The organism is Kitasatospora sp. NPDC057542, from assembly GCF_042801945.1.
GTDB lineage: Bacteria > Actinomycetota > Actinomycetes > Streptomycetales > Streptomycetaceae > Kitasatospora.
The window spans coordinates 1-18,973 of the sequence record NZ_JBHVFE010000053.1 but is presented as its reverse complement, the minus strand read 5'-3'; the positions used below and the strand labels follow the sequence as shown (position 1 = coordinate 18,973).

Sequence of the window (18,973 nt, the reverse complement as noted above, 5' to 3'; positions counted from 1 at the left end):
GCGTAGGGGGTGCAGGTGTCCGCCGTTCGGGTGAACGGGTCAGGTGAACGAGCGGGCGAGCATCATCAGCACGGCGCCGACCAGCACCAGGGCGGCGAGCACCTTGCCGGCCCGCTGCATCCGCTCCTGCATCCGACGGGCCTCGGGCGAGGGCTCGTCGCGGGGGTCTGACCAGAGCACCCGTCCAGAGTGCGCCGGGAGGGGGTGCGGGCGCCTGAGTATCCGTACTCAGGTTTCGGGCAAAGCGGGCGGAGAAAGCCGCGTGGAGCGGGACGCCGGCGGGCCGACCTCCCGCTCCACGCAGGGGACTTCAGTGCGCCCAGCCCGAGGTCCGCCAGGCGTTCACGCCCGGGTGGACGGCGGGGCGGAGCAGGCGGGCGCGGTCGTTCCAGGGGGAGGCCGGGCCGACACCGGCCAGACGCGCCGCCTCGGCGGCGGCCTGCGCGGCGGCGGCCCGGGCCTGGACCACCGCCAGGACGGTGGCCAGCTCCTCGGGGGTCGGCTGCCCGTGCAGCACGTGGATCGGGGACATGGCTGGTTCTCTCCCGACAGGGACGGGGCCTACAGGGGGATGTTGCCGTGCTTCTTCGGCGGCAGCACCTCGCGCTTGCCGCGCAGCGCCCGCAGGCCGCGGACGATGTGCCGGCGGGTCTCGCTCGGTGCGATCACCGCGTCCACGTAGCCGCGTTCGGCCGCCAAGTACGGGTTCAGCAGGGTGTCCTCGTACGAGGCGATCAGCTCGGCCCGCTTCTCGTCGACGGTGCCGGCCGCCTCGGCCTCGGCGATCTCCCGGCGGTGCAGGATGTTGACCGCGCCCTGCGCGCCCATCACGGCGATCTGCGCGGTCGGCCAGGCCAGGTTGAGGTCGGCGCCCAGGTGCTTGGAGCCCATGACGTCGTACGCGCCGCCGAAGGCCTTGCGGGTGATCACGGTGATCAGCGGGACGGTGGCCTCGGCGTAGGCGTAGATCAGCTTGGCGCCGCGCCGGATGATGCCGTCCCACTCCTGCTCGGTGCCGGGCAGGAAGCCGGGCACGTCCACGAAGGTCAGCACCGGGACGTTGAAGGAGTCGCAGGTGCGGATGAAGCGGGCGGCCTTCTCGCTGGCGTTGATGTCCAGGCAGCCGGCCAGGTCCATCGGCTGGCTGCCGACGATGCCGACGGACTGGCCCTCGACCCGGCCGAAGCCGGTGATGATGTTGCCCGCGTACAGCGGCTGGGTCTCCAGGAACTCGCCGTCGTCGACGATGTGCTCGATCACCTCGCGCATGTCGTACGGCTGGTTCGCCGAGTCCGGCACGATGGTGTCGAGTTCGAGGTCCTCCTCGGTGACCGTGAGGTCGGCCTGCTCGGGGTAGGACGGCGGGTCGCTCAGGTTGTTGGAGGGCAGGTACGAGAGCAGGCTCTTGACGTACTCGATCGCCTCCTTCTCGTCCGCGGCCAGGTAGTGCGCGTTGCCCGACTTGGTGTTGTGGGTGCGCGCGCCGCCCAGCTCCTCCATCGCGACGTCCTCGCCGGTGACGGTCTTGATCACGTCCGGGCCGGTGATGAACATGTGCGAGGTCCGGTCGGCCATCACCACGAAGTCGGTGATCGCGGGGGAGTACACCGCGCCGCCCGCGCAGGGGCCCATGATCAGCGAGATCTGCGGGATGACGCCGGAGGCGTGCACGTTGCGCCGGAAGATCTCGCCGTACAGGCCGAGCGAGACCACGCCCTCCTGGATCCGGGCGCCGCCGGAGTCGTTGATGCCGATGACCGGGCAGCCGGTCTTCAGCGCGAAGTCCATCACCTTGACGATCTTCTCGCCGAAGACCTCGCCGAGCGAGCCGCCGAAGACGGTGAAGTCCTGGGCGAACACGGCGACCTGGCGGCCGTCCACGGTGCCGTAGCCGGTCACCACGCCGTCGCCGTACGGCCGGTTCTTCTCCTGGCCGAAGTTGGTCGAGCGGTGCCGGGCGAACTCGTCGAACTCCACGAAGGAGTCCTCGTCCAGCAGTTCCACGACCCGCTCGCGGGCGGTCAGCTTGCCCTTGGCGTGCTGCTTCTCCACGGCCTTCGCGGAGCCGGAGTGCACCGCCTCGTCCAGCCTTCGCCGCAGGTCGGCGAGCTTGCCGGCGGTGGTGTGGGGGTCGTACGGCGCCTCGGTCATCCGGTGGCTCTCCCTGATCCATGGCCGCGACCTGTTCGAGTGCGCGCGGGGCCGGGTGGGTGGGCCCGCGCATGAGGGCAGGGCGGCGCTACGAACTACCGCTGGGTAGCGTAGCCAGCGCAGAGGGCGATGCGTCATGTCCTGGCGTTATGGCCATCGACACAGTTTTGTCGGCGGCCTTTCTGCGGGACGATGGGGCGGCCTGCATCCGGTACCCGATCTAGTGTTTTCCCATGACCGCACCCGAGACCCCCCGCCGCAGCGGACTGCGCGGCTTCGGCCACGCCGGACCGTCGCCCTGGACCGACCTGGACCGTCCGCCGCTGGACGAGGAGGCGCTGCGCCACGACCTGCTCGTCCCGGGCGGGCTGTGGACCTCCCTGGACGTCGTCGCCGAGACCGGCTCCACCAACAGCGACCTCGCGGCCCGGGCCGCGGCGGGTGCCGGGCAGGGCGCGGTGCTGGTGGCCGAGGCGCAGAGCGCCGCCCGCGGCCGGCTGGACCGGCAGTGGACCGCCCCGCCCCGCTCCGGGCTGTTCCTGTCCGTCCTGCTGCGCCCCGAGGAGGTGCCGGTCGAGCGGTACGGCTGGCTGCCGATCCTGGTCGGGGTGGCCGCGGCCAGCACGCTCGGCCGGGTCGCCGGGGTCGAGGTGGGGCTGAAGTGGCCCAACGACCTCCAGACGGAGATCGACGGCGCGGAGCGCAAGCTCGGCGGCATCCTCACCGAGCTGGCCGGCGGCGCGGTGGTGGTCGGCATGGGCCTCAACGTCTCGCTGCGCGCGGAGGAGCTGCCCGTCCCCACCGCCGCCTCGCTCGCGCTGGCCGGCGCCTCGACCACCGACCGGGGCACCCTGCTGCGCGCCCTGCTGCGCGAGTTCGCGGTGCTGTACCGGGAGTGGACGGCCGCCGCGGGCGACCCGCACGCCAGCGACCTGATGCGCGCCTACGTGGACCGCTGCACCACGCTCGGCCGCCAGGTGAAGGTGCACCTGCCGGGCGACCGCGAGCTGGCCGGCGAGGCGGTGGCGGTGGACGGCGACGGGCGGCTGGTGGTCCGTACGCCCGACGGCGTACGCCGGGCGGTCGGTGCCGGGGACGTCGTCCACGTGCGCCCCGAGCCCCGCTGAACGGCAGTCTTCACCTCCCCTTGACCCGGGCTGATGCCCCGGATCCGACGATTCCGTGCGAACATTCCACCTGGCAGCGGTGTGAGGCGCGCCACTGCCCGCCCGGGTGGCGGACGGCGCGCCCGGACAGGTAGGACACGAGGCGAGTGCGGCGATCGCACGGGGACGGACCGGTGGCAGAGGACGGCAGCAGCGGCGCGACGGCGGGCAGCAACGACCCCACGGTCGCGCTCGAACTGGAACGCCTGATCCTGGACGCGCCGCGCCGCTACACCCCGTACCAGGCCGCGCGCGCCGCCGACGTCCCGATGGAGCTGGCCACCCGGTTCTGGCGGGCCATGGGCTTTCCCGACATCGGCCAGTCCCGGGCGCTCACCGACGGCGACGTGATCGCGCTGCGGCGCCTGGCCGGACTGGTCGAGTCCGGGCTGCTCAGCGAGTCGATGGCGATCCAGGTGGCCCGCTCCACCGGCCAGACCACGGCCCGGCTGGCCGGCTGGCAGATGGACACCTTCCTGGAGAACCTCACCCAGTCCGTCGAGCCCGGGCTGACCCGCGCCGACGTCGCGTACCCGCTGGTCGAGCTGCTGCTGCCGGAGCTGGAGCAGTTCCTGGTGTACGTCTGGCGGCGCCAGCTGGCGGCCGTCACCGGCCGGGTGGTGCAGGCCGCCGAGGACAACGAGATCACCAGCGGGCGGCTCGCCGTCGGCTTCGCCGACCTGGTTGGTTTCACCCGGCTGTCCCGGCGGCTGGAGGAGGAGGAGCTCGGCGAGCTGGTCGAGACCTTCGAGAACACCTGCTCGGACCTGATCGCCGGCCAGGGCGGCCGGGTGATCAAGACGCTCGGCGACGAGATCCTCTACGTCTCCGAGGACCCGGCGACCGCCGCCGAGATCGCGCTGAGCCTGATCGAGGCGCTGGCCGGGGACGACACCATCCCGCCGCTGCGGGTCGGCATGGCCTTCGGCACGGTCACCTCACGGATGGGCGACGTCTTCGGCACCACCGTCAACCTGGCCAGCCGGCTCACCTCGATCGCGCCCAAGGACGCGGTGCTGATCGACGGCGAGTTCGCCGCCGCGCTGGAGCAGAACGGCAGCGTCGCCCCGGCCGACTCGGAGGGGCCGGGCCTGGCCGAGGCGCTGTCGGTCGCGGCCGGGATGCCCGCCTCCGGGCTGCCGATGCCCGGCCCGGAGGCCGGGGCCAGGTTCCACCTGCAGCCGATGTGGCGGCGGCCGGTGCGGGGGCTCGGCCTGGTCGAGCCGTGGCTGCTCACCCGGCGGCTGACGGCCGAGTAGCGGCGGGCACGCCGGGAGGACACGCCGTGGAGGAAGACCGCGTGCGGTGGGGGTGCGGGGCGCGCTTGCGCACGGCGAGTACGACCTTCCGGGTGCCGAACGGTTGAAACCCGTACGGTCTGCTGTGGGTCCATCCGGGCAAACGGGGCATAACCGAATGAAACCGCCATAGTCTTGGTGCAAGCGGCCGGTCGGGTGCGGCCGGCCGACGGGGGTCTGGCAGGACCGAGCACGGGAGCGAGGCGAGCCGGTGAGCAGTGAGGCGATCATGACGGACCGCGACTGCGACTGCGGCGGCCGGCGGCATCCCGACCCGCTGCCCGACCTGAGACTGCAGTCCGTGGTCGAGCTGGCCCAGGACATGGCCGCCGCGATCACCCCGCTGGAGGCCGTCCGGGCCGCCGCCGCCCGGGCCACCGAGGCGCTCGGCGCCACCATGGCCGCCGTCTCGGTCTGGGAGCGCGAGTCCGGTCGGCTGCGGGTCCTGGTCAACCACGGCGAACTCGCCCCGGGTGAGGAGGAGCTGCCCGAGGACGAGTCGTACCCGGTCGCCGACTTCCCCGAGATCGTCACGTACCTGGAGGAGCGCTGGAGCACCGGGCGGCTGCCGCGTGCCTGGCTGCAGAGCGCCGAGAACAGCGAGCCGCACGCCGGGCACGTACACCCGACCGCCGGCGCGTACTGCCAGGAGCGCGCTGCGGCGCTGCGCCGGCGCGGGCGGGCCTGCTGCGTGGTCGCGCCGATCGTGCTGCATGGCCAGGCCTGGGGCGAGCTGTACCTCGCCCGGTCGGCCGGGATGCCCGAGTTCACCGAGGCCGACGCCGACTACGCGACCCTGCTCGCCGCCCAGGTCTCGGCCGGGCTCGCGCAGACCGAGCGCCTCGCCGACCTGCGCAAGCTCGCCTTCTCCGACCCGCTCACCGGCCTGGCCAACCGGCGCGCCGTCGACGCCCGGCTGGAGAGCTCGCTGGAGGCCCACAACCGGGACGACACCGTGGTCTCGCTGGTGGTCTGCGACGTCAACGGGCTGAAGCGGGTCAACGACCAGCTCGGCCACGAGATGGGCGACCGGCTGCTGGAGCGCTTCGCCCACCAGCTCTCGCTGGCCGCCGCCAAGCTCCCCGGCAGCCTCGCCGCCCGGCTCGGCGGCGACGAGTTCTGCCTGCTGGTGGAGGGCCAGAAGGCCGACGAGGTGGTCGCCGTCGCCGAGGAGCTGTGTGCCCGGGCCCTCGCGCTCTCCGAGGGCGAGGGCGTGGCCTGCGGCGTCGCCTCCACCGGGGACTCGATCGGGCCGGTCACCACCCCCGACCGGTTGTTCCGGCTCGCCGACGCCGCCCAGTACCGGGCCAAGGCGGCCCGGGCGGCCCACCCCGTGGTCGCCGGGCGCAGCCACGGCCCCGGCTTCTCGCCCGACCCCACGGTGCTGCTCGCCGACGCCGCCGACCCGCACCACCGGGCGGACGGGCGGCGCGGGCCGAACGGCCGGGCCGGTGTGGGCGACCGGCGGCGCTTCCGCGGCGCCGCCCACAGCGCCGACCCGGGGCAGCTGCTCACCGCCGTGCTCGCCTCGCTGGACCGGACCGCCGGGGCCCGGGCCGTCCACCCGGCGGACACCCTGGGCAAGCTGGTCGTGGTGGCCGAGTCCTCCGCCCGGCTGCTGGACGCCGTCGGCTGGTGGGTCTCGTACGTCCCGCCCGGCTCCCACCTGATGCGCACCGCCCAGCACGCCGTCTACCGGATGACCAGCGGTCCCAGCAGCGCCCGCGCGGAAACCCAGCGGGCCCAGATCGAGGCCCCTGACGCGGTCTTCGACCTCCGGCACTACCCGATGACCCGCCGCGCCGTCCGCGGCGGTGCCTTCGCCCTGCGGGCGGGTGCGGCCGGCAACGACCCGGCGGAGGAGGCGATGCTCGTCGTCTCCGGCTACCGGGGCATGGTCGCCGCCGGCGGCCAGAACCCGGCCGGCGGCTGGCTGGTGGAGCTCTTCGCCGACGACGCCACCCTGCCGCTGGGCCAGGCGGCCTGCGCCATGCGCGCCCTGGTCGCGGTCGCCCTGGCGGGGCCGGCCTCGCCGCCGGTGGGCGGTGGCGGCCTTTGCGTCCGGTGTCCGGGCGGCCGGGGCGGACGGATCGGCCCGGCCGCCCGCGCCGTGTGCGGATTCGGTGACCGGGGTGTCCCGGGTGGGTCGCGGTTGCCGACCGGGGGGTGCCTGGTGCGGGCGGGGTGGTGGAAGGTGGGGCGACGGTCTTCGGGAGGGCGGGGGGTTCGGCGTGGGCAGACGGTTGACGGGTGCGGCGGTGGCCGGGGTGCTGCTGCTCGGGGGCGCGGTGGCGGGCGCCGCCCCCGCGTCGGCGGCGCCGCTGGTGCGGACGGCCGGGGCGGTGCGGACGGTGTCCGAGCGGACGCCTCAGCTGCGGACCGCCGCCGGGGTGCACCGGGTCACGGAGTCCGCGCTGTCCGGGTCGAAGAAGCGCAGGGCCCGGCACGGCTCCCACGGCGGGTTCGGCGGGCTGTTCACCTGGTTCGCCGTCGTGCTGCTGCTCTGTGTGCTGATCGCGGTGGTGGCCGTGTTCTGGTTCAGGCGCCGGGGCCGCCGCTGACGCCGGTGGGCGGGTTGAGTGCCCGGAGGGCGGCGTCGACCAGGCGGTCGGCGTGCTCGTGGGTGAGCGGGCCGAGCCGGTACTGCCAGCGGTAGTAGAGCGGGCCGTAGACGAGTTCGACGGCCAGGTCGAGGTCGGCGTCGGGGGCGATCTGGCCGGCCTCGCGGGCGCCGCGGAGGCGGTCGCGGGTGATCTCCAGCAGCGGGTCCAGCAGGCGGGTGCGGTACTCGGCGTGCAGCGCCGGGTCGTTGAGGATCTCGGCGACGAGCGCCCGGTAGGTGCGGTCGGTGCCGGGGTCGCTGAGTTCGTCGCTGGTGGGGCGCAGGACGGCGCGCAGGTCGGTGGCGAGGTCACCGGTGTCGGGCAGCGCGAGGCCGCCGTCGTGCTCGCCGGCGGCGAGGAAGGCGTCGAAGACGACGGCGCCCTTCGAGGGCCACCACCGGTAGATGGTCTGCTTGCCGACGCCGGCCCGGGCGGCGATCGCCTCGATGGTCAGCTTGCCGTAGCCGACTTCGGCGACGAGTTCGGTGGCCGCGGTGAGGACGGCGGCGCGTGCGCGCTCGCTGCGGCGGGCGGGGTCGGGGGCGGTTCTGGAAGCCATGGAAAAAATTCTATGCGAAACGGCGAGACGAGACGTATTGTCTTCTCAAGACGCCGCGAGACGGCCCGTCTCGTCTCAGTCGCTATCCCCGGAGGTGCCCGTGAACCGCCCCGCACACATCCTGATGGTCTCCGTCCCGGCCCACGGGCACGTCAACCCCAGCCTCGCCGTGATCACCGAGCTGGTCGCCCGGGGCCACCGGGTCAGCTACGTCAACGACCCCTCCTTCCGGGAGATCGTCGAGTCCACCGGCGCGGCCTTCGTCCCGTACCCGACGAAGCTTCCGCTCGCCGACGACCCGGATGGTTGGCCGGAGGACCCGGTGGCGATCCAGGACGTCTTCCTGGACGACACCCTGTCGATGTGGTCCGCCATGCTGGAGGTCTTCGAGGACGACCGCCCCGACCTGGTGCTCTACGACATCGCGGGCTTCGCCGGACGGGCGCTCGGCGAACGGCTGGGCGTGCCGGTGGTGCAGCTGTCCTCCACCTTCGTCGGCTGGGAGGGCATCGAGGAGGACCTGGCCGCGGTCTTCGAGGCCACCCGCAACGGCCCCGGCGGCCCCGAGCACTACCGCCGGTTCGCCGACTGGCTGGCCGAGGCCGGCGCGGTGGAGCGCGACGTGGAGGCCTTCAAGGGCCGCCCCGACCGGTGCGTCGCGCTCGTCCCGCGCGCGCTCCAGCCCAACGCCGACCGGGTCGACGACCGGCGCTTCACCTTCGTCGGGCCCTGCTTCGGCGATCGGGCCCACCAGGGCCGGTGGCAGCGGCCGGCCGGCGCCGAGAAGGTGCTGCTGGTGTCGCTCGGCTCGGCGTTCACCCACCATCCGGCGTTCTACCGGGCCTGCGTCCAGGCCTTCGGCGAGCTGCCGGGCTGGCACACCGTGCTCCAGATCGGCAAGCACACCGACCCGGCCGAGCTCGGCGAGGTGCCGGACAGCGTCGAGGTGCACCGGTGGGTGCCGCAGCTGTCGGTGCTCTCCCAGGCGGACGCCTTCGTCACCCACGCGGGCATGGGCGGCTCCAGCGAGGGGCTGTTCCATGCCGTGCCGATGATCGCGGTGCCGCAGGCCGCCGACCAGTTCGCCAACGCGGACGCGCTGGTGGGCCTCGGCGTCGCCCGCCGGCTGGACACCGAGCAGGCCACCGCGGAGGCGCTGCGCGCCGCCCTGCTGGAGCTGGTCGGCGACCCGGCGGTGGCCGAGCGGCTGCGCGGGTTGTCCGCCGCCGGGCGGGCCGAGGGGGGCACTGCCCGGGCGGTGGCCCTGATCGAGGCCGAGCTGGTGGGGTGACGGGCGGAGGGGCGGCCGGGGGTCGCGGTGTGCGGCGCCGATCCGGAGGACGGAGAATCCGGATGGCGAGCACCTGTTGTCATATCTTCATTCACCTGATGTGATGGTGTATATGGATATGCACAGTGCTGTGGCCCCCGACGCTCCGCTGGTCCTGGTCGGCAAGGCCGACGTCAGCGCCGAGGACGTCCTGGCCGTCGCCCGGGGCAACGCCCGGGTCGAGATCGGTCCCGACGCCCAGGCCGAGATGGCGGCCGCCCGTGCGCGGATCGACGCCCTCGCGGCCGAGCCGCGCCCCGTCTACGGCGTGTCGACCGGCTTCGGCGCGCTCGCCGTGCGCCACATCAGCCCCGAGCTGCGCGCCCAGCTGCAGCGGTCGCTGGTGCGCTCGCACGCCGCCGGCATGGGGCCGGTCGTCGAGCGCGAGGTGGTCCGCGCGCTGATGTTCCTGCGGATGAAGACGCTGGCCTCCGGCCGCACCGGCGTCCGGCCGCTGGTCGCGCAGACCATGGCCGCCCTGCTCAACGCGGGCATCACCCCGGTGGTGCGGGAGTTCGGCTCGCTCGGCTGCTCCGGCGACCTCGCGCCGCTGTCGCACTGCGCGCTGGTCCTGATGGGCGAGGGCACCGCCACCGGCCCGGACGGCGTGGAGAAGCCCGCCGCCGAGCTGCTCGCCGCCGCCGGGATCGAGCCGGTCGAGCTGCTGGAGAAGGAGGGCCTCGCCCTCATCAACGGCACCGACGGCATGCTCGGCATGCTGGTGATGGCCATCGCCGACCTCCAGCGGCTGTTCACCACCGCCGACATCACCGCCGCGATGAGCCTGGAGGCGCTGCTCGGCACCGACAAGGTGCTCGCCCCCGAGCTGCACGCCCCGATCCGCCCGCACCCGGGCCAGGCGCTGAGCGCCGCCAACATGCTCGCCGTCCTCAAGGGCTCCGGCCTCACCGGCCACCACCAGGACGACGCCCCACGGGTCCAGGACGCGTACTCGATCCGCTGCGCCCCGCAGGTGGCCGGCGCCGGCCGGGACACCCTCGCGCACGCCCAGCTGGTCGCCTCGCGCGAGCTGGCCGCCTCGGTCGACAACCCGGTGGTGCTGCCGGACGGCCGGGTGGAGTCCAACGGCAACTTCCACGGCGCCCCGGTCGCGTACGTGCTGGACTTCCTCGCCATCGCCGCCGCCGACCTCGGCTCGATCTCCGAGCGCCGCACCGACCGGCTGCTCGACAAGGCCCGCTCGCACGGCCTGCCGGCCTTCCTGGCCGACGACCCGGGCGTGGACTCCGGTCTGATGATCGCCCAGTACACCCAGGCGGCGCTGGTCAGCGAGAACAAGCGGCTCGCCGTCCCGGCCTCGGTCGACTCGATCCCGTCCTCCGCGATGCAGGAGGACCACGTGTCGATGGGCTGGTCGGCCGCGCGCAAGCTGCGCCAGGCGGTGGCCAACCTCGGCCGCATCCTCGCCGTCGAACTCACCGCGTCCGCCCGCGCGCTGGAGATCCGTCAGCAGGCCGACGGGGTCGGCGGGCTCGCCCCGGCCACCGCGGCCGCGCTGGCCGCCGCCCGGGAGGCGGGGGTCGGCGGCGCAGGCCGCGACCGCTTCCTCTCGCCGGACCTGGAGGCGGCCGCGGAGCTGGTCGCCTCCGGCGAGCTGGTGCGGGCGGTCGAGCGGGTCACCGGCCCGCTGGCCTGAGCCGGTGCCGCCGCGGGGTGGCGGGGGCTCAGTCCCAGTCGCTCCGCGGCGAGCGCTCGCCGCGGTTCCCGCGGTTGCGCAGCTCGCCCAGGGCGGCGGCGAGGTTGACCCCGACGATGCCCGCCCAGCAGACCACCAGGCCGGCGAAGCCGCCGCTGTCCGGGCTTCCCGCGATCGCCGTCAGCGGGATGCCGAGGACCAGCGAGGTCACCGCGAGCCCGGTGCTGGAGCGCTTGCCGAAGCCCGAGCGGCGCGGGTGGTCCCGGTGGTGGGACCGCGGCTCGTAGTCGTCCATCCGCTCGGCCACCGACCGCTTGACCCGGGCGTCCAGGCGGTCGTCGAGCCGCTTCATGAAGGAGTCGACGAGTGCGTCCTCGTACTCCTTGCCGAGCTCCTTGCGGGCCTGGAGGGTGGCGTCGAGGTCGCGGCGCAGTTCGTCCTGACGAGTGTCCATGGAACCAGGGTGGGGCCGCCGGGGCGTCCGGTCCATCCGTTCGCAGGAGGAATCCGGGCGGGCTCAGGGACAAATCAGGGTTACCCCGACCCCGGCGCGGGCGTCCACCGGCGGTCCACCGGCCGTCGGAGCCCGTCCGAACCCGTCCCGATCCGTCCGATCCGTGGGGCGTCTCACCCGGCGTCCCGTCGTACGAGACGTCTTTGCCAGGTGCGGCGCGCTGCTGCACAGTCGTCGTCCGAACCGCTCGCACCCGGAGGTACCGCTGATGACCGCCACCGACGAGACCGGCAGCGTCGGCCCCTCCGCCCGGCTGCTCCAACTGTTCGAGGGGCACCGGCTGACGCCGACCCAGCGCCGGATCGCGCACTCGCTGGTGCGGCACGCCACCGAGGCGCCGTTCCTGTCCAGCGTGGAGGTCGCCGAACTCGCGGGCGTCAGCCAGCCGTCCGTCACCCGCTTCGCGGTCGCGCTCGGGTACGACGGCTACCCGGCGCTGCGCAAGCAGCTGCGCGAACTCGGCGGCGGCGAGCAGGCCGCGCCGGAGACCCCGGACGACGCGGTGCGCAACGAGCACCAGCAGGCCGTGCTCGCCGAGATCGCGCACCTGCGCCACCTCGCCGAACTCCTCGCCGACCCGGAGCCGATCACCCGGGCCGCCCGGCTGCTCGCCGCCTCCCGCCCGCTGCCGGTGCTCGGCCTGCGGGCCGCCTCGGCGCAGGCACGCGGCTTCGCCTACTTCGCGGCCAAGGTGCACCCGGACATCCGGCTGCTGGACGAGGGCGGCAGCATGCTCGCCGACCGGCTGGAGCAGGCCCGGGCGGCCGGGGCCAGCGCGCTGCTCTGCTTCGCGCTGCCGCGCTATCCGCGGGAGCTGATGGATGCGCTGACGGTGGCCCGCGAGTGCGGGCTGACGGTGCTCACCGTGGCCGACAGCGCCTTCGCGCCGGTCGCCAAGCTGTCCGACCTGATGCTGCCGGCGGCCGTCGGCACCGGGCTGGTCTTCGACACCGCGTGCGCGCCGATGATGCTCGGCCGGGTGCTGCTGCAGTCCATGTGCGACGAACTCCCGGGCGCGGAGGCCCGGTTGGAGGCGATCGAGCAGTCCGCGGCGGCACGTGGGCTGTTCTTGGAATGACGGCGGGGGAGTAGCCGTCACCAACCCGGGCATCCCCTCCTACAGGGGGTGTCACCCATGCGCGTGATCCACGAGATGAAGTTCGTCGCCCGGCTTTCCTCGGGCGCCGACGAATGGTCCTGCCCCGCCTGCGGACGCCGCGTCACCCTGCGGCGCCTGCCCGAACCCGAACTGACCGTCCTCGACCCGGGCGACGAGTCGGCCGTCCACGTCGGCGTCATCGAACCCGACGCCCGCGCCGTTGAGGCCGCCGAGAAGTACGGCCTCGGCCCCGTCCAGAACATCCCCCGCCCGCCGTCCCCGCCCGCCCCCGACGCCGACGACCGCCGCTGGCTCGCCGAGATCGGCATCGACTGGGACGGCGGTGCGGCGGCCTGACTCAGCCGCGCGGCGCGTACAGCGGAAGACCGGAGGTGTCCAGCTCGGCGGGCAGTGGCGAGGGCAGCGGGACAGGCTCGCCGTACTTGCCGTGCAGGACGCCCTGGTACGCGCCGTCGTGGGGGTGGGTGTGGAGCGTCCAGGTGCCGTTGCGCGGGTCGAGCGCGAGCAGGACCGGGGCGCCGGTGCTCGCGTACCAGTCGGTCTTGGTGGCGACCGCCTTCAGACCCTCCGAATTGGAGATCATCTCGACGGCGAGGGCCGCCTCGTGCGGGTCGGCGAGCCGCCGGTCGTCGTTCTCCCGGTCGACGGGGAGGACGATCAGGTCGGGCGTGGCGTAGTCCTCGTCGTTGCCCGGCGTGTGGATGGACGACACCTCGTAGGCGCCGAGATCGGCCGGCAGCCGGGGGTCCAACTGGATGCGCGGCCGTCGCACGGTCCCTGTGCGCTTGCCGCGCGGCGTCGGGGACATCATCAGGGTTCCTCCGGTGATCTGGACACGAAGTCCCGTGCTCCGCTCGATCTTCTCTGCCACATCCCGGAGTCTGCCGGGCCGCACGGTGATGGCCGTCATCGTGTCCGCCGCTCCCTGGCGCTGGGCCGAGTGGCTGGTGTTCGCCCTGGTTCAGGCTGGCGCGCCAAGTCGGCCGGTGCCGTGGCTGATCGGATTGTTCCGGGGGCTGGTCGAAACTCTCTTGTTTAGTTATATTCAGCCGAACCGAGCTTGAATGAATCCATCCGCAGGGAGGCCGGGACTATGGTGCAGCAGCAGGCGAGCGGGCCGCGCGAGGTGCGCGCGGCGCGTGGGACGGGGCTCACGGCGCAGGGGTGGCAGCAGGAGGCCGCCCTGCGGATGCTGATGAACAACCTCGATCCGGAGGTGGCCGAGCACCCGTCGAAGCTGGTGGTGTACGGCGGTACGGGCAAGGCGGCGCGGGACTGGCGGTCCTTCGACGCCATGGTGAAGACGCTGCAGGGGCTGAAGCAGGACGAGACCATGCTGGTCCAGTCCGGCCGGCCGGTCGGCGTGATGCAGACCCACGAGTGGGCGCCGCGCGTGCTGATCGCCAACTCCAACCTGGTCGGCGACTGGGCCAACTGGGAGGAGTTCCGCCGGCTGGAGAGCCTCGGGCTCACCATGTACGGGCAGATGACCGCCGGCTCGTGGATCTACATCGGCACCCAGGGCATCCTCCAGGGCACCTACGAGACCTTCGCCGCCGTCGCCAACAAGCGCTTCAACGGCACGCTGGAGGGCACCATCACCCTCACCGCCGGCCTCGGCGGGATGGGCGGCGCCCAGCCGCTGGCCGTCACCATGAACGGCGGCGTGGCGATCTGCATCGACTGCGACCCGTCCCGCATCTCCCGCCGGATCGAGCACCGCTACCTGGACGTCGAGGCCAAGGACCTCTCCCACGCGCTGGAGCTGGCCACCGCCGCCCGCGACAAGCGGCAGCCGCTCTCCATCGGCGTGCTGGGCAACGCCGCCGAGCTGGTCCCGCAGCTGCTCGCGATGGACGCGCCGATCGACATCGTCACCGACCAGACCAGCGCCCACGACCCGCTCAGCTACCTGCCGGTCGGCGTCGCCTTCGAGGACATGGCGGACTACGCGGCCGCCAAGCCCGCCGAGTTCACCCAGCGCTCGCGCGAGTCGATGGCCCGGCACGTCGAGGCGATGGTCGGCTTCCTGGACCGCGGCGCCGAGGTCTTCGACTACGGCAACTCGATCCGCGGCGAAGCACAACTGGCCGGCTACGACCGCGCCTTCGCCTTCCCCGGCTTCGTCCCGGCGTACATCCGCCCGCTGTTCTGCGAGGGCAAGGGCCCGTTCCGCTGGGCGGCGCTGTCCGGTGACCCGCAGGACATCCACAAGACCGACAAGGCCGTCCTCGACCTCTTCCCGGAGAACGAGTCGCTGGCCCGCTGGATCAAGATGGCCCAGGAGAAGGTGCACTTCCAGGGCCTGCCGGCGCGCATCTGCTGGCTCGGCTACGGCGAGCGCGACAAGGCCGGCGAGCGCTTCAACGACATGGTCGCCTCCGGTGAGCTGTCCGCCCCGATCGTGATCGGCCGCGACCACCTGGACTGCGGCTCGGTCGCCTCCCCGTACCGGGAGACCGAGGCGATGCTGGACGGCTCCGACGCGATCGCCGACTGGCCGCTGCTCAACGCCATGGTCAACGTCGCCTCCGGCGCCTCCTGGGTCTCCATCCACCACGGCGGCGGGGTCGGCATCGGCCGCTCGATCCACGCCGGCCAGGTCACCGTCGCCGACGGCACCGCGCTGGCCGGGGAGAAGATCCGCCGGGTGCTCACCAACGACCCGGGCATGGGCGTCATCCGGCACGTGGACGCCGGGTACGACCGGGCCACCGAGGTCGCCGCCGAGCGTGGCGTCCGCGTTCCGATGGGCGAGCTGTGACCTCGTCCTTCCAAGAGATGTGGGCGGAGCTGCTCCCGGTGGGCCGCTCCGCCTCCTCCGGCGGCTACCGCCGCTTCGCCTGGAACTCCGCCGACGCCGAGTGCCGGGCCTGGTTCGAGCAGCAGGCCCGCAGCCGCGGCCTGGCGTACGAGCTGGACCGCAACGGCAACCAGTGGGCCTGGCTGGGCGATCCGCAGGCCGCCGGGGCCGTGGTGACCGGCTCGCACCTGGACTCCGTCCCGGACGGCGGTGCCTTCGACGGCCCGCTCGGCGTGGTGTCCTCCTTCGCCGCGCTGGACGAACTCCGCGCCCGCGGCGCCGAGTTCAGCAAGCCCCTGGCGATCGTCAACTTCGGTGACGAGGAGGGCGCCCGGTTCGGCGTGGCCTGCATCGGCTCCCGGCTGACCGCCGGGGTGCTGTCCCCGGAGCAGGCGTACGACCTGCGCGACGCCGACGGCGTCCGGCTGCCCGACGCGATGGAGCGGGCCGGCTACGACCCGACCGCGATCGGCGCGGACGACGACCGGCTGGCCCGGATCGGCGCCTTCGTCGAACTCCACGTCGAGCAGGGCCGCTGCCTCGCCGAGGGGCAGCCGGTCGGCGTGGCCGGGGCGATCTGGCCGCACGGCCGCTGGCGGTTCGACTTCCACGGCGAGGCCAACCACGCCGGCACCACCCGGATCGAGGACCGCCGCGACCCGATGCTGACCTACGCCAACACCGTGCTTGCCGCCCGCAAGAAGGCGAAGCAGGCGGGCGCGCTGGCCACCTTCGGCAAGGTCGCGGTCGAGCCCAACGGCACCAACGCGATCGCCTCGCTGGTGCGCGGCTGGCTGGACTCCCGGGCGGCGGACGAGCGCACCCTCACCGCACTGGTCGCCGAGATCGAGCGGGCCGCCGCCGAGCGCGGCGAGCGCGACGGCGTCCGGGTCGAGCTGACCCGCGAGTCCTACACCCCGGTGGTGGACTTCGACGGCCCGCTGCGCGACCGGCTGGCCAAGCTGCTGGACGCCCCGGTGCTGCCCACCGGCGCGGGACACGACGCCGGCATCCTGGCGTCCGCGATCCCGACCGCCATGCTGTTCGTGCGCAACCCCACCGGCGTCTCGCACTCCCCGGCCGAGTACGCCGAGGAGGCCGACTGCCTGGCCGGGGTCGCCGCCCTCGCCGACGTACTGGAGGACCTGGCGTGTCAGTGACCCCATCCGAAGGGGCCGGGCCGGTGCGCTACTGGGCGCAGTACGCCTGGCTGCCGCACGACGACGGGCCGGCGGTCGAGCAGGACGTGCTGATCACCACCGGCCCCGGCGGGACGATCGCCGCCGTCACCCCGGACAGCGGCCCCTGCCCGCCCGGCGCCGTCCGGCTCGACGGGCTGCTGCTGCCCGGCCAGGCCAACGCCCACTCGCACGCCTTCCACCGGGCACTGCGCGGGCACGTCCAGGTAGGCTCCGGGACCTTCTGGACCTGGCGCGACACCATGTACCGGTTCGCCGGCGCGCTGGACCCGGACCGCTACCTGGAGCTCGCCACCGCCGTCTACGCCGAGATGGCGCTGGCCGGCATCACCGCCGTCGGCGAGTTCCACTACCTGCACCACGCGCCCGGCGGCGCCCGGTACGCCGATCCGAACGCGATGGGCGAGGCGCTGATCGAGGCCGCCGCCCGGGCCGGCATCCGGATCACCCTGCTGGACACCTGCTACCTGTCCTCCGGCTTCGGCGCCGAGCCGACCGCGCCGCAGCAGCGGTTCAGCGACGGCGACGCGGAGGCCTGGGCCGAGCGGGCGGACGCGCTCAAGCCGCGCGAGCACGCCCGGATCGGCGCCGCCATCCACTCGGTGCGGGCCGTCCCGGCCGAGCAGCTGGGCACCGTCGCGCACTGGGCGGCGATGCGCGAGGCGCCGCTGCACGTCCACCTGTCCGAGCAGACCGCCGAGAACGACGCCTGCCTGGCCGCGCACGGCGTCACCCCGACCCGGCTGCTCGCCGACCGCGGCGCGCTCGGCCCGCGCACCTCGGCCGTGCACGCCACCCACCTGACCGACGAGGACGTCCGGCTGCTCACCGACTCCTCCACCACGGTCTGCATGTGCCCCACCACCGAGCGGGACCTCGCGGACGGCATCGGCCCGGCCCGCCGGCTCGCCTCGGCGGGCTCCCCGATCACCCTGGGCAGCGACAGCCACGCGGTGATCGACCCGTTCGAGGAAGCCCGCGCGCTGGAGCTGGACGAACGGCTGCGCACCCGCACCCGCGGCCACTGGACGGCGGGCGCCCTGCTGCGGGCCGGCACCGAGGACGGGCACGCCTCGCTCGGCTGGCCGGAGGCCGGACGGGTCGAGGCCGGGGCGCTCGCCGACTTCACCGTCATCGCGCTGGACACCGTCCGCACGGCGGGCCCGCCGCCCCGGCTCGGCGCCGAGATCGCGGTCTTCGCGGCCTCGGCGGCGGACGTGCGGCACGTGGTGGTCGGCGGCCGGCACGTCGTCCGGGACGGCGTGCACCGGCTGGTGGCCGACGTGCCGGGCGCGCTGCGCTCCGCGATCGGTGCGCTGGACTGCTGACCTGTTCCCTGAACCCCCTTCGGAAGGCCTTGTCGTGACCACCAGGAACACCAGGACCACCTTGATCACGGGCATCGGCAGCCTGGTCACCAACGACCTCGGGCAGGGCGCCGGGCCGCTCGGCCTGGTGACCGACGCGGCCGTGGTGGTCGAGGGCGACACCGTCGCCTGGGTCGGCCCGGCGGCCGGCGCCCCGGCGGCGGACGAGCGCTTCGACGCCGAGGGCCGGGCCCTGCTGCCCGGTTTCGTCGACTCGCACGCCCACCTGGTGTTCGCGGGCGACCGCACCGCCGAGTTCAACGCCCGGATGTCCGGGCAGTCGTACACGGCGGGCGGCATCCGGACCACGGTGGCGGCCACCCGGGCGGCGAGCGACGCCGAACTGGACGCCAACTTGGCCCGGTTCGTCCGGGAGGCGCTGCGCCAGGGCACCACCACCATCGAGTGCAAGTCCGGCTACGGACTGACGGTGGAGGACGAGGCGCGCGCCCTGCGGATCGCCGCCGGGCACACCCCGGAGACCACCTACCTGGGCGCCCACGTGGTCGCCCCCGAGTTCGCCGAGGACCCGGCCGGGTACGTCGACCTGGTCACCGGCGAGATGCTGGACGCCTGCGCCCCGTACGCCCGTTGGGTGGACGTGTTCTGCGAGAAGGGCGCCTTCGACGGGGAGCAGGCCCGGGCGGTCCTGACCGCCGGCATCGAGCGCGGCCTCACCCCCCGGGTGCACGCCAACCAGCTCTCGTACGGGCCCGGCGTGCAGCTGGCCGTCGAGCTGGGGGCCGCCTCGGCGGACCACTGCACGCATCTGACGGACGAGGACGTGGCGGCGCTGGCCGGCTCGGCGACGGTGGCCACCCTGCTGCCGGGGGCGGAGTTCTCCACCCGGGCCGAGTACCCGAGCGGGCGCAGGCTGCTGGACGCGGGCGCGGTGGTGGCGCTGTCCACCGACTGCAACCCGGGCTCCAGCTTCACGAGTTCGATGGCGTTCTGCATCGCGGTCGCGGTGCGGGAGATGGGGATGACCCCGGACGAGGCGGTCTGGGCGGCCACCGCGGGCGGCGCCCGGGCGCTGCGGCGCAGCGACGTCGGCGTGGTCGTGCCCGGCGCCCGGGCGGACCTGCTGCTGCTGGACGCGCCCTCGCACGTCCACCTGGCCTACCGGCCGGGCGTGCCGCTGACGGCGGCGGTCTGGCGGGCCGGCGTCCGCGAGCTCTGACGAGCCGTCGGAGGAGGGCCCGTGTC

Annotated in this window: 16 protein-coding genes and 1 pseudogene; 11 read left to right on the top strand and 6 right to left on the bottom strand. The window is 74.0% G+C overall.

The window, feature by feature from the left end; all coding sequences use genetic code 11:
• Positions 1-39 precede the first annotated feature (39 nt).
• The 3 genes from mmpB to ACFU7Y_RS09940 all read right to left on the bottom strand — a co-directional run bounded on the left by mmpB (position 40) and on the right by ACFU7Y_RS09940 (position 2,151).
• Positions 40-180, bottom strand: a complete 141-nt coding sequence (gene mmpB / locus ACFU7Y_RS09950) for a morphogenic membrane protein MmpB (RefSeq protein WP_224282710.1) — start codon at positions 178-180, stop codon at positions 40-42.
• Between the two features lie 130 nt (positions 181-310).
• Entirely contained in the window at positions 311-532 is a 222-nt protein-coding gene (locus ACFU7Y_RS09945) for an acyl-CoA carboxylase epsilon subunit (protein WP_224282709.1), read from the bottom strand.
• A gap of 29 nt (positions 533-561) precedes the next feature.
• Positions 562-2,151, bottom strand: a complete 1,590-nt coding sequence (locus ACFU7Y_RS09940) for an acyl-CoA carboxylase subunit beta (protein WP_224282708.1) — start codon at positions 2,149-2,151, stop codon at positions 562-564.
• Between the two features lie 233 nt (positions 2,152-2,384).
• Here ACFU7Y_RS09940 and ACFU7Y_RS09935 point away from each other — a divergent pair, with 233 nt between their 5' ends.
• From ACFU7Y_RS09935 to ACFU7Y_RS09925, 3 genes and pseudogenes are all read left to right on the top strand, one after another.
• Positions 2,385-3,278, top strand: a complete 894-nt coding sequence (locus ACFU7Y_RS09935) for a biotin--[acetyl-CoA-carboxylase] ligase (protein ID WP_380767249.1) — start codon at positions 2,385-2,387, stop codon at positions 3,276-3,278.
• 173 nt (positions 3,279-3,451) lie between these two features.
• Positions 3,452-4,576: an adenylate/guanylate cyclase domain-containing protein gene (locus ACFU7Y_RS09930; protein WP_224282706.1), complete on the top strand. Its 1,125-nt coding sequence runs from the start codon at positions 3,452-3,454 to the stop codon at positions 4,574-4,576.
• Positions 4,577-4,937: 361 nt separating this feature from the next.
• Positions 4,938-6,068: pseudogene (locus tag ACFU7Y_RS09925) on the top strand (diguanylate cyclase domain-containing protein); the annotation flags it as partial.
• A 1,085-nt stretch (positions 6,069-7,153) separates the two neighbouring features.
• On the opposite strand, the gene ACFU7Y_RS09920 reads toward ACFU7Y_RS09925, so the two are convergent.
• Positions 7,154-7,777 (bottom strand): TetR/AcrR family transcriptional regulator, encoded by a 624-nt coding sequence (locus ACFU7Y_RS09920; protein ID WP_380767247.1) that lies wholly within the window; start codon positions 7,775-7,777, stop codon positions 7,154-7,156.
• A gap of 124 nt (positions 7,778-7,901) precedes the next feature.
• Between ACFU7Y_RS09920 and ACFU7Y_RS09915 the strand changes: the two genes are divergently transcribed.
• Together ACFU7Y_RS09915 and hutH are read left to right on the top strand one after the other, a co-directional pair.
• Complete coding sequence (locus ACFU7Y_RS09915) at positions 7,902-9,068, top strand: macrolide family glycosyltransferase (RefSeq protein ID WP_224284794.1); 1,167 nt, start codon at positions 7,902-7,904, stop codon at positions 9,066-9,068.
• A 118-nt stretch (positions 9,069-9,186) separates the two neighbouring features.
• On the top strand, positions 9,187-10,764 hold the full coding sequence (gene hutH, locus ACFU7Y_RS09910; RefSeq protein WP_380767246.1) for a histidine ammonia-lyase: 1,578 nt from the start codon (positions 9,187-9,189) through the stop codon (positions 10,762-10,764).
• Positions 10,765-10,792: 28 nt separating this feature from the next.
• Here hutH and ACFU7Y_RS09905 read toward each other — a convergent pair whose 3' ends face one another.
• A complete protein-coding gene (locus tag ACFU7Y_RS09905; RefSeq protein WP_380767244.1) occupies positions 10,793-11,218 on the bottom strand; it encodes a hypothetical protein in 426 nt (141 codons plus the stop codon).
• A gap of 268 nt (positions 11,219-11,486) precedes the next feature.
• Between ACFU7Y_RS09905 and ACFU7Y_RS09900 the strand changes: the two genes are divergently transcribed.
• Positions 11,487-12,356: a MurR/RpiR family transcriptional regulator gene (locus ACFU7Y_RS09900; RefSeq protein ID WP_224278798.1), complete on the top strand. Its 870-nt coding sequence runs from the start codon at positions 11,487-11,489 to the stop codon at positions 12,354-12,356.
• Between the two features lie 57 nt (positions 12,357-12,413).
• Positions 12,414-12,734 (top strand): hypothetical protein, encoded by a 321-nt coding sequence (locus tag ACFU7Y_RS09895; protein WP_224278800.1) that lies wholly within the window; start codon positions 12,414-12,416, stop codon positions 12,732-12,734.
• Between the two features lies 1 nt (position 12,735).
• Here the strand turns inward: ACFU7Y_RS09895 and ACFU7Y_RS09890 are convergent, their stop codons facing one another.
• Positions 12,736-13,269: a Uma2 family endonuclease gene (locus tag ACFU7Y_RS09890; protein WP_224278801.1), complete on the bottom strand. Its 534-nt coding sequence runs from the start codon at positions 13,267-13,269 to the stop codon at positions 12,736-12,738.
• Positions 13,270-13,491: 222 nt separating this feature from the next.
• Between ACFU7Y_RS09890 and hutU the strand changes: the two genes are divergently transcribed.
• Genes hutU through hutI form a run of 4 tightly spaced genes read left to right on the top strand, consistent with a single transcriptional unit; the run spans position 13,492 to position 18,947 of the window.
• Positions 13,492-15,162: a urocanate hydratase gene (gene hutU, locus ACFU7Y_RS09885; protein ID WP_224278803.1), complete on the top strand. Its 1,671-nt coding sequence runs from the start codon at positions 13,492-13,494 to the stop codon at positions 15,160-15,162.
• A 17-nt stretch (positions 15,163-15,179) separates the two neighbouring features.
• The gene (locus ACFU7Y_RS09880) at positions 15,180-16,361 is read left to right on the top strand and encodes an allantoate amidohydrolase (protein ID WP_224278835.1); all 1,182 of its coding nucleotides are present in this window, start codon (positions 15,180-15,182) and stop codon (positions 16,359-16,361) included.
• Positions 16,352-17,728 (top strand): formimidoylglutamate deiminase, encoded by a 1,377-nt coding sequence (locus tag ACFU7Y_RS09875; protein ID WP_224278805.1) that lies wholly within the window; start codon positions 16,352-16,354, stop codon positions 17,726-17,728. The genes ACFU7Y_RS09880 and ACFU7Y_RS09875 overlap by 10 nt, the downstream gene beginning before the upstream one ends.
• Positions 17,729-17,762: 34 nt before the next feature.
• The gene (hutI, locus tag ACFU7Y_RS09870; RefSeq protein ID WP_224278807.1) at positions 17,763-18,947 is read left to right on the top strand and encodes an imidazolonepropionase; all 1,185 of its coding nucleotides are present in this window, start codon (positions 17,763-17,765) and stop codon (positions 18,945-18,947) included.
• The last annotated feature ends 26 nt before the right edge of the window (positions 18,948-18,973 follow it).

Excerpts from the sequence above, each read along its gene's own strand:
- ACFU7Y_RS09880 (WP_224278835.1), top strand. The coding sequence starts at position 15,180 with ATGTGGGCGGAGCTGCTCCCGGTGGGCCGCTCCGCCTCCTCCGGCGGC.
- ACFU7Y_RS09920 (WP_380767247.1), bottom strand. The coding sequence starts at position 7,777 with ATGGCTTCCAGAACCGCCCCCGACCCCGCCCGCCGCAGCGAGCGCGCA.
- ACFU7Y_RS09915 (WP_224284794.1), top strand. The coding sequence starts at position 7,902 with ATGGTCTCCGTCCCGGCCCACGGGCACGTCAACCCCAGCCTCGCCGTG.
- ACFU7Y_RS09945 (WP_224282709.1), bottom strand. The coding sequence starts at position 532 with ATGTCCCCGATCCACGTGCTGCACGGGCAGCCGACCCCCGAGGAGCTG.
- ACFU7Y_RS09900 (WP_224278798.1), top strand. The coding sequence starts at position 11,487 with ATGACCGCCACCGACGAGACCGGCAGCGTCGGCCCCTCCGCCCGGCTG.
- hutH (WP_380767246.1), top strand. The coding sequence starts at position 9,187 with ATGCACAGTGCTGTGGCCCCCGACGCTCCGCTGGTCCTGGTCGGCAAG.
- ACFU7Y_RS09905 (WP_380767244.1), bottom strand. The coding sequence starts at position 11,218 with ATGGACACTCGTCAGGACGAACTGCGCCGCGACCTCGACGCCACCCTC.
- ACFU7Y_RS09935 (WP_380767249.1), top strand. The coding sequence starts at position 2,385 with ATGACCGCACCCGAGACCCCCCGCCGCAGCGGACTGCGCGGCTTCGGC.
- hutU (WP_224278803.1), top strand. The coding sequence starts at position 13,492 with ATGGTGCAGCAGCAGGCGAGCGGGCCGCGCGAGGTGCGCGCGGCGCGT.
- ACFU7Y_RS09895 (WP_224278800.1), top strand. The coding sequence starts at position 12,414 with ATGCGCGTGATCCACGAGATGAAGTTCGTCGCCCGGCTTTCCTCGGGC.
- ACFU7Y_RS09940 (WP_224282708.1), bottom strand. The coding sequence starts at position 2,151 with ATGACCGAGGCGCCGTACGACCCCCACACCACCGCCGGCAAGCTCGCC.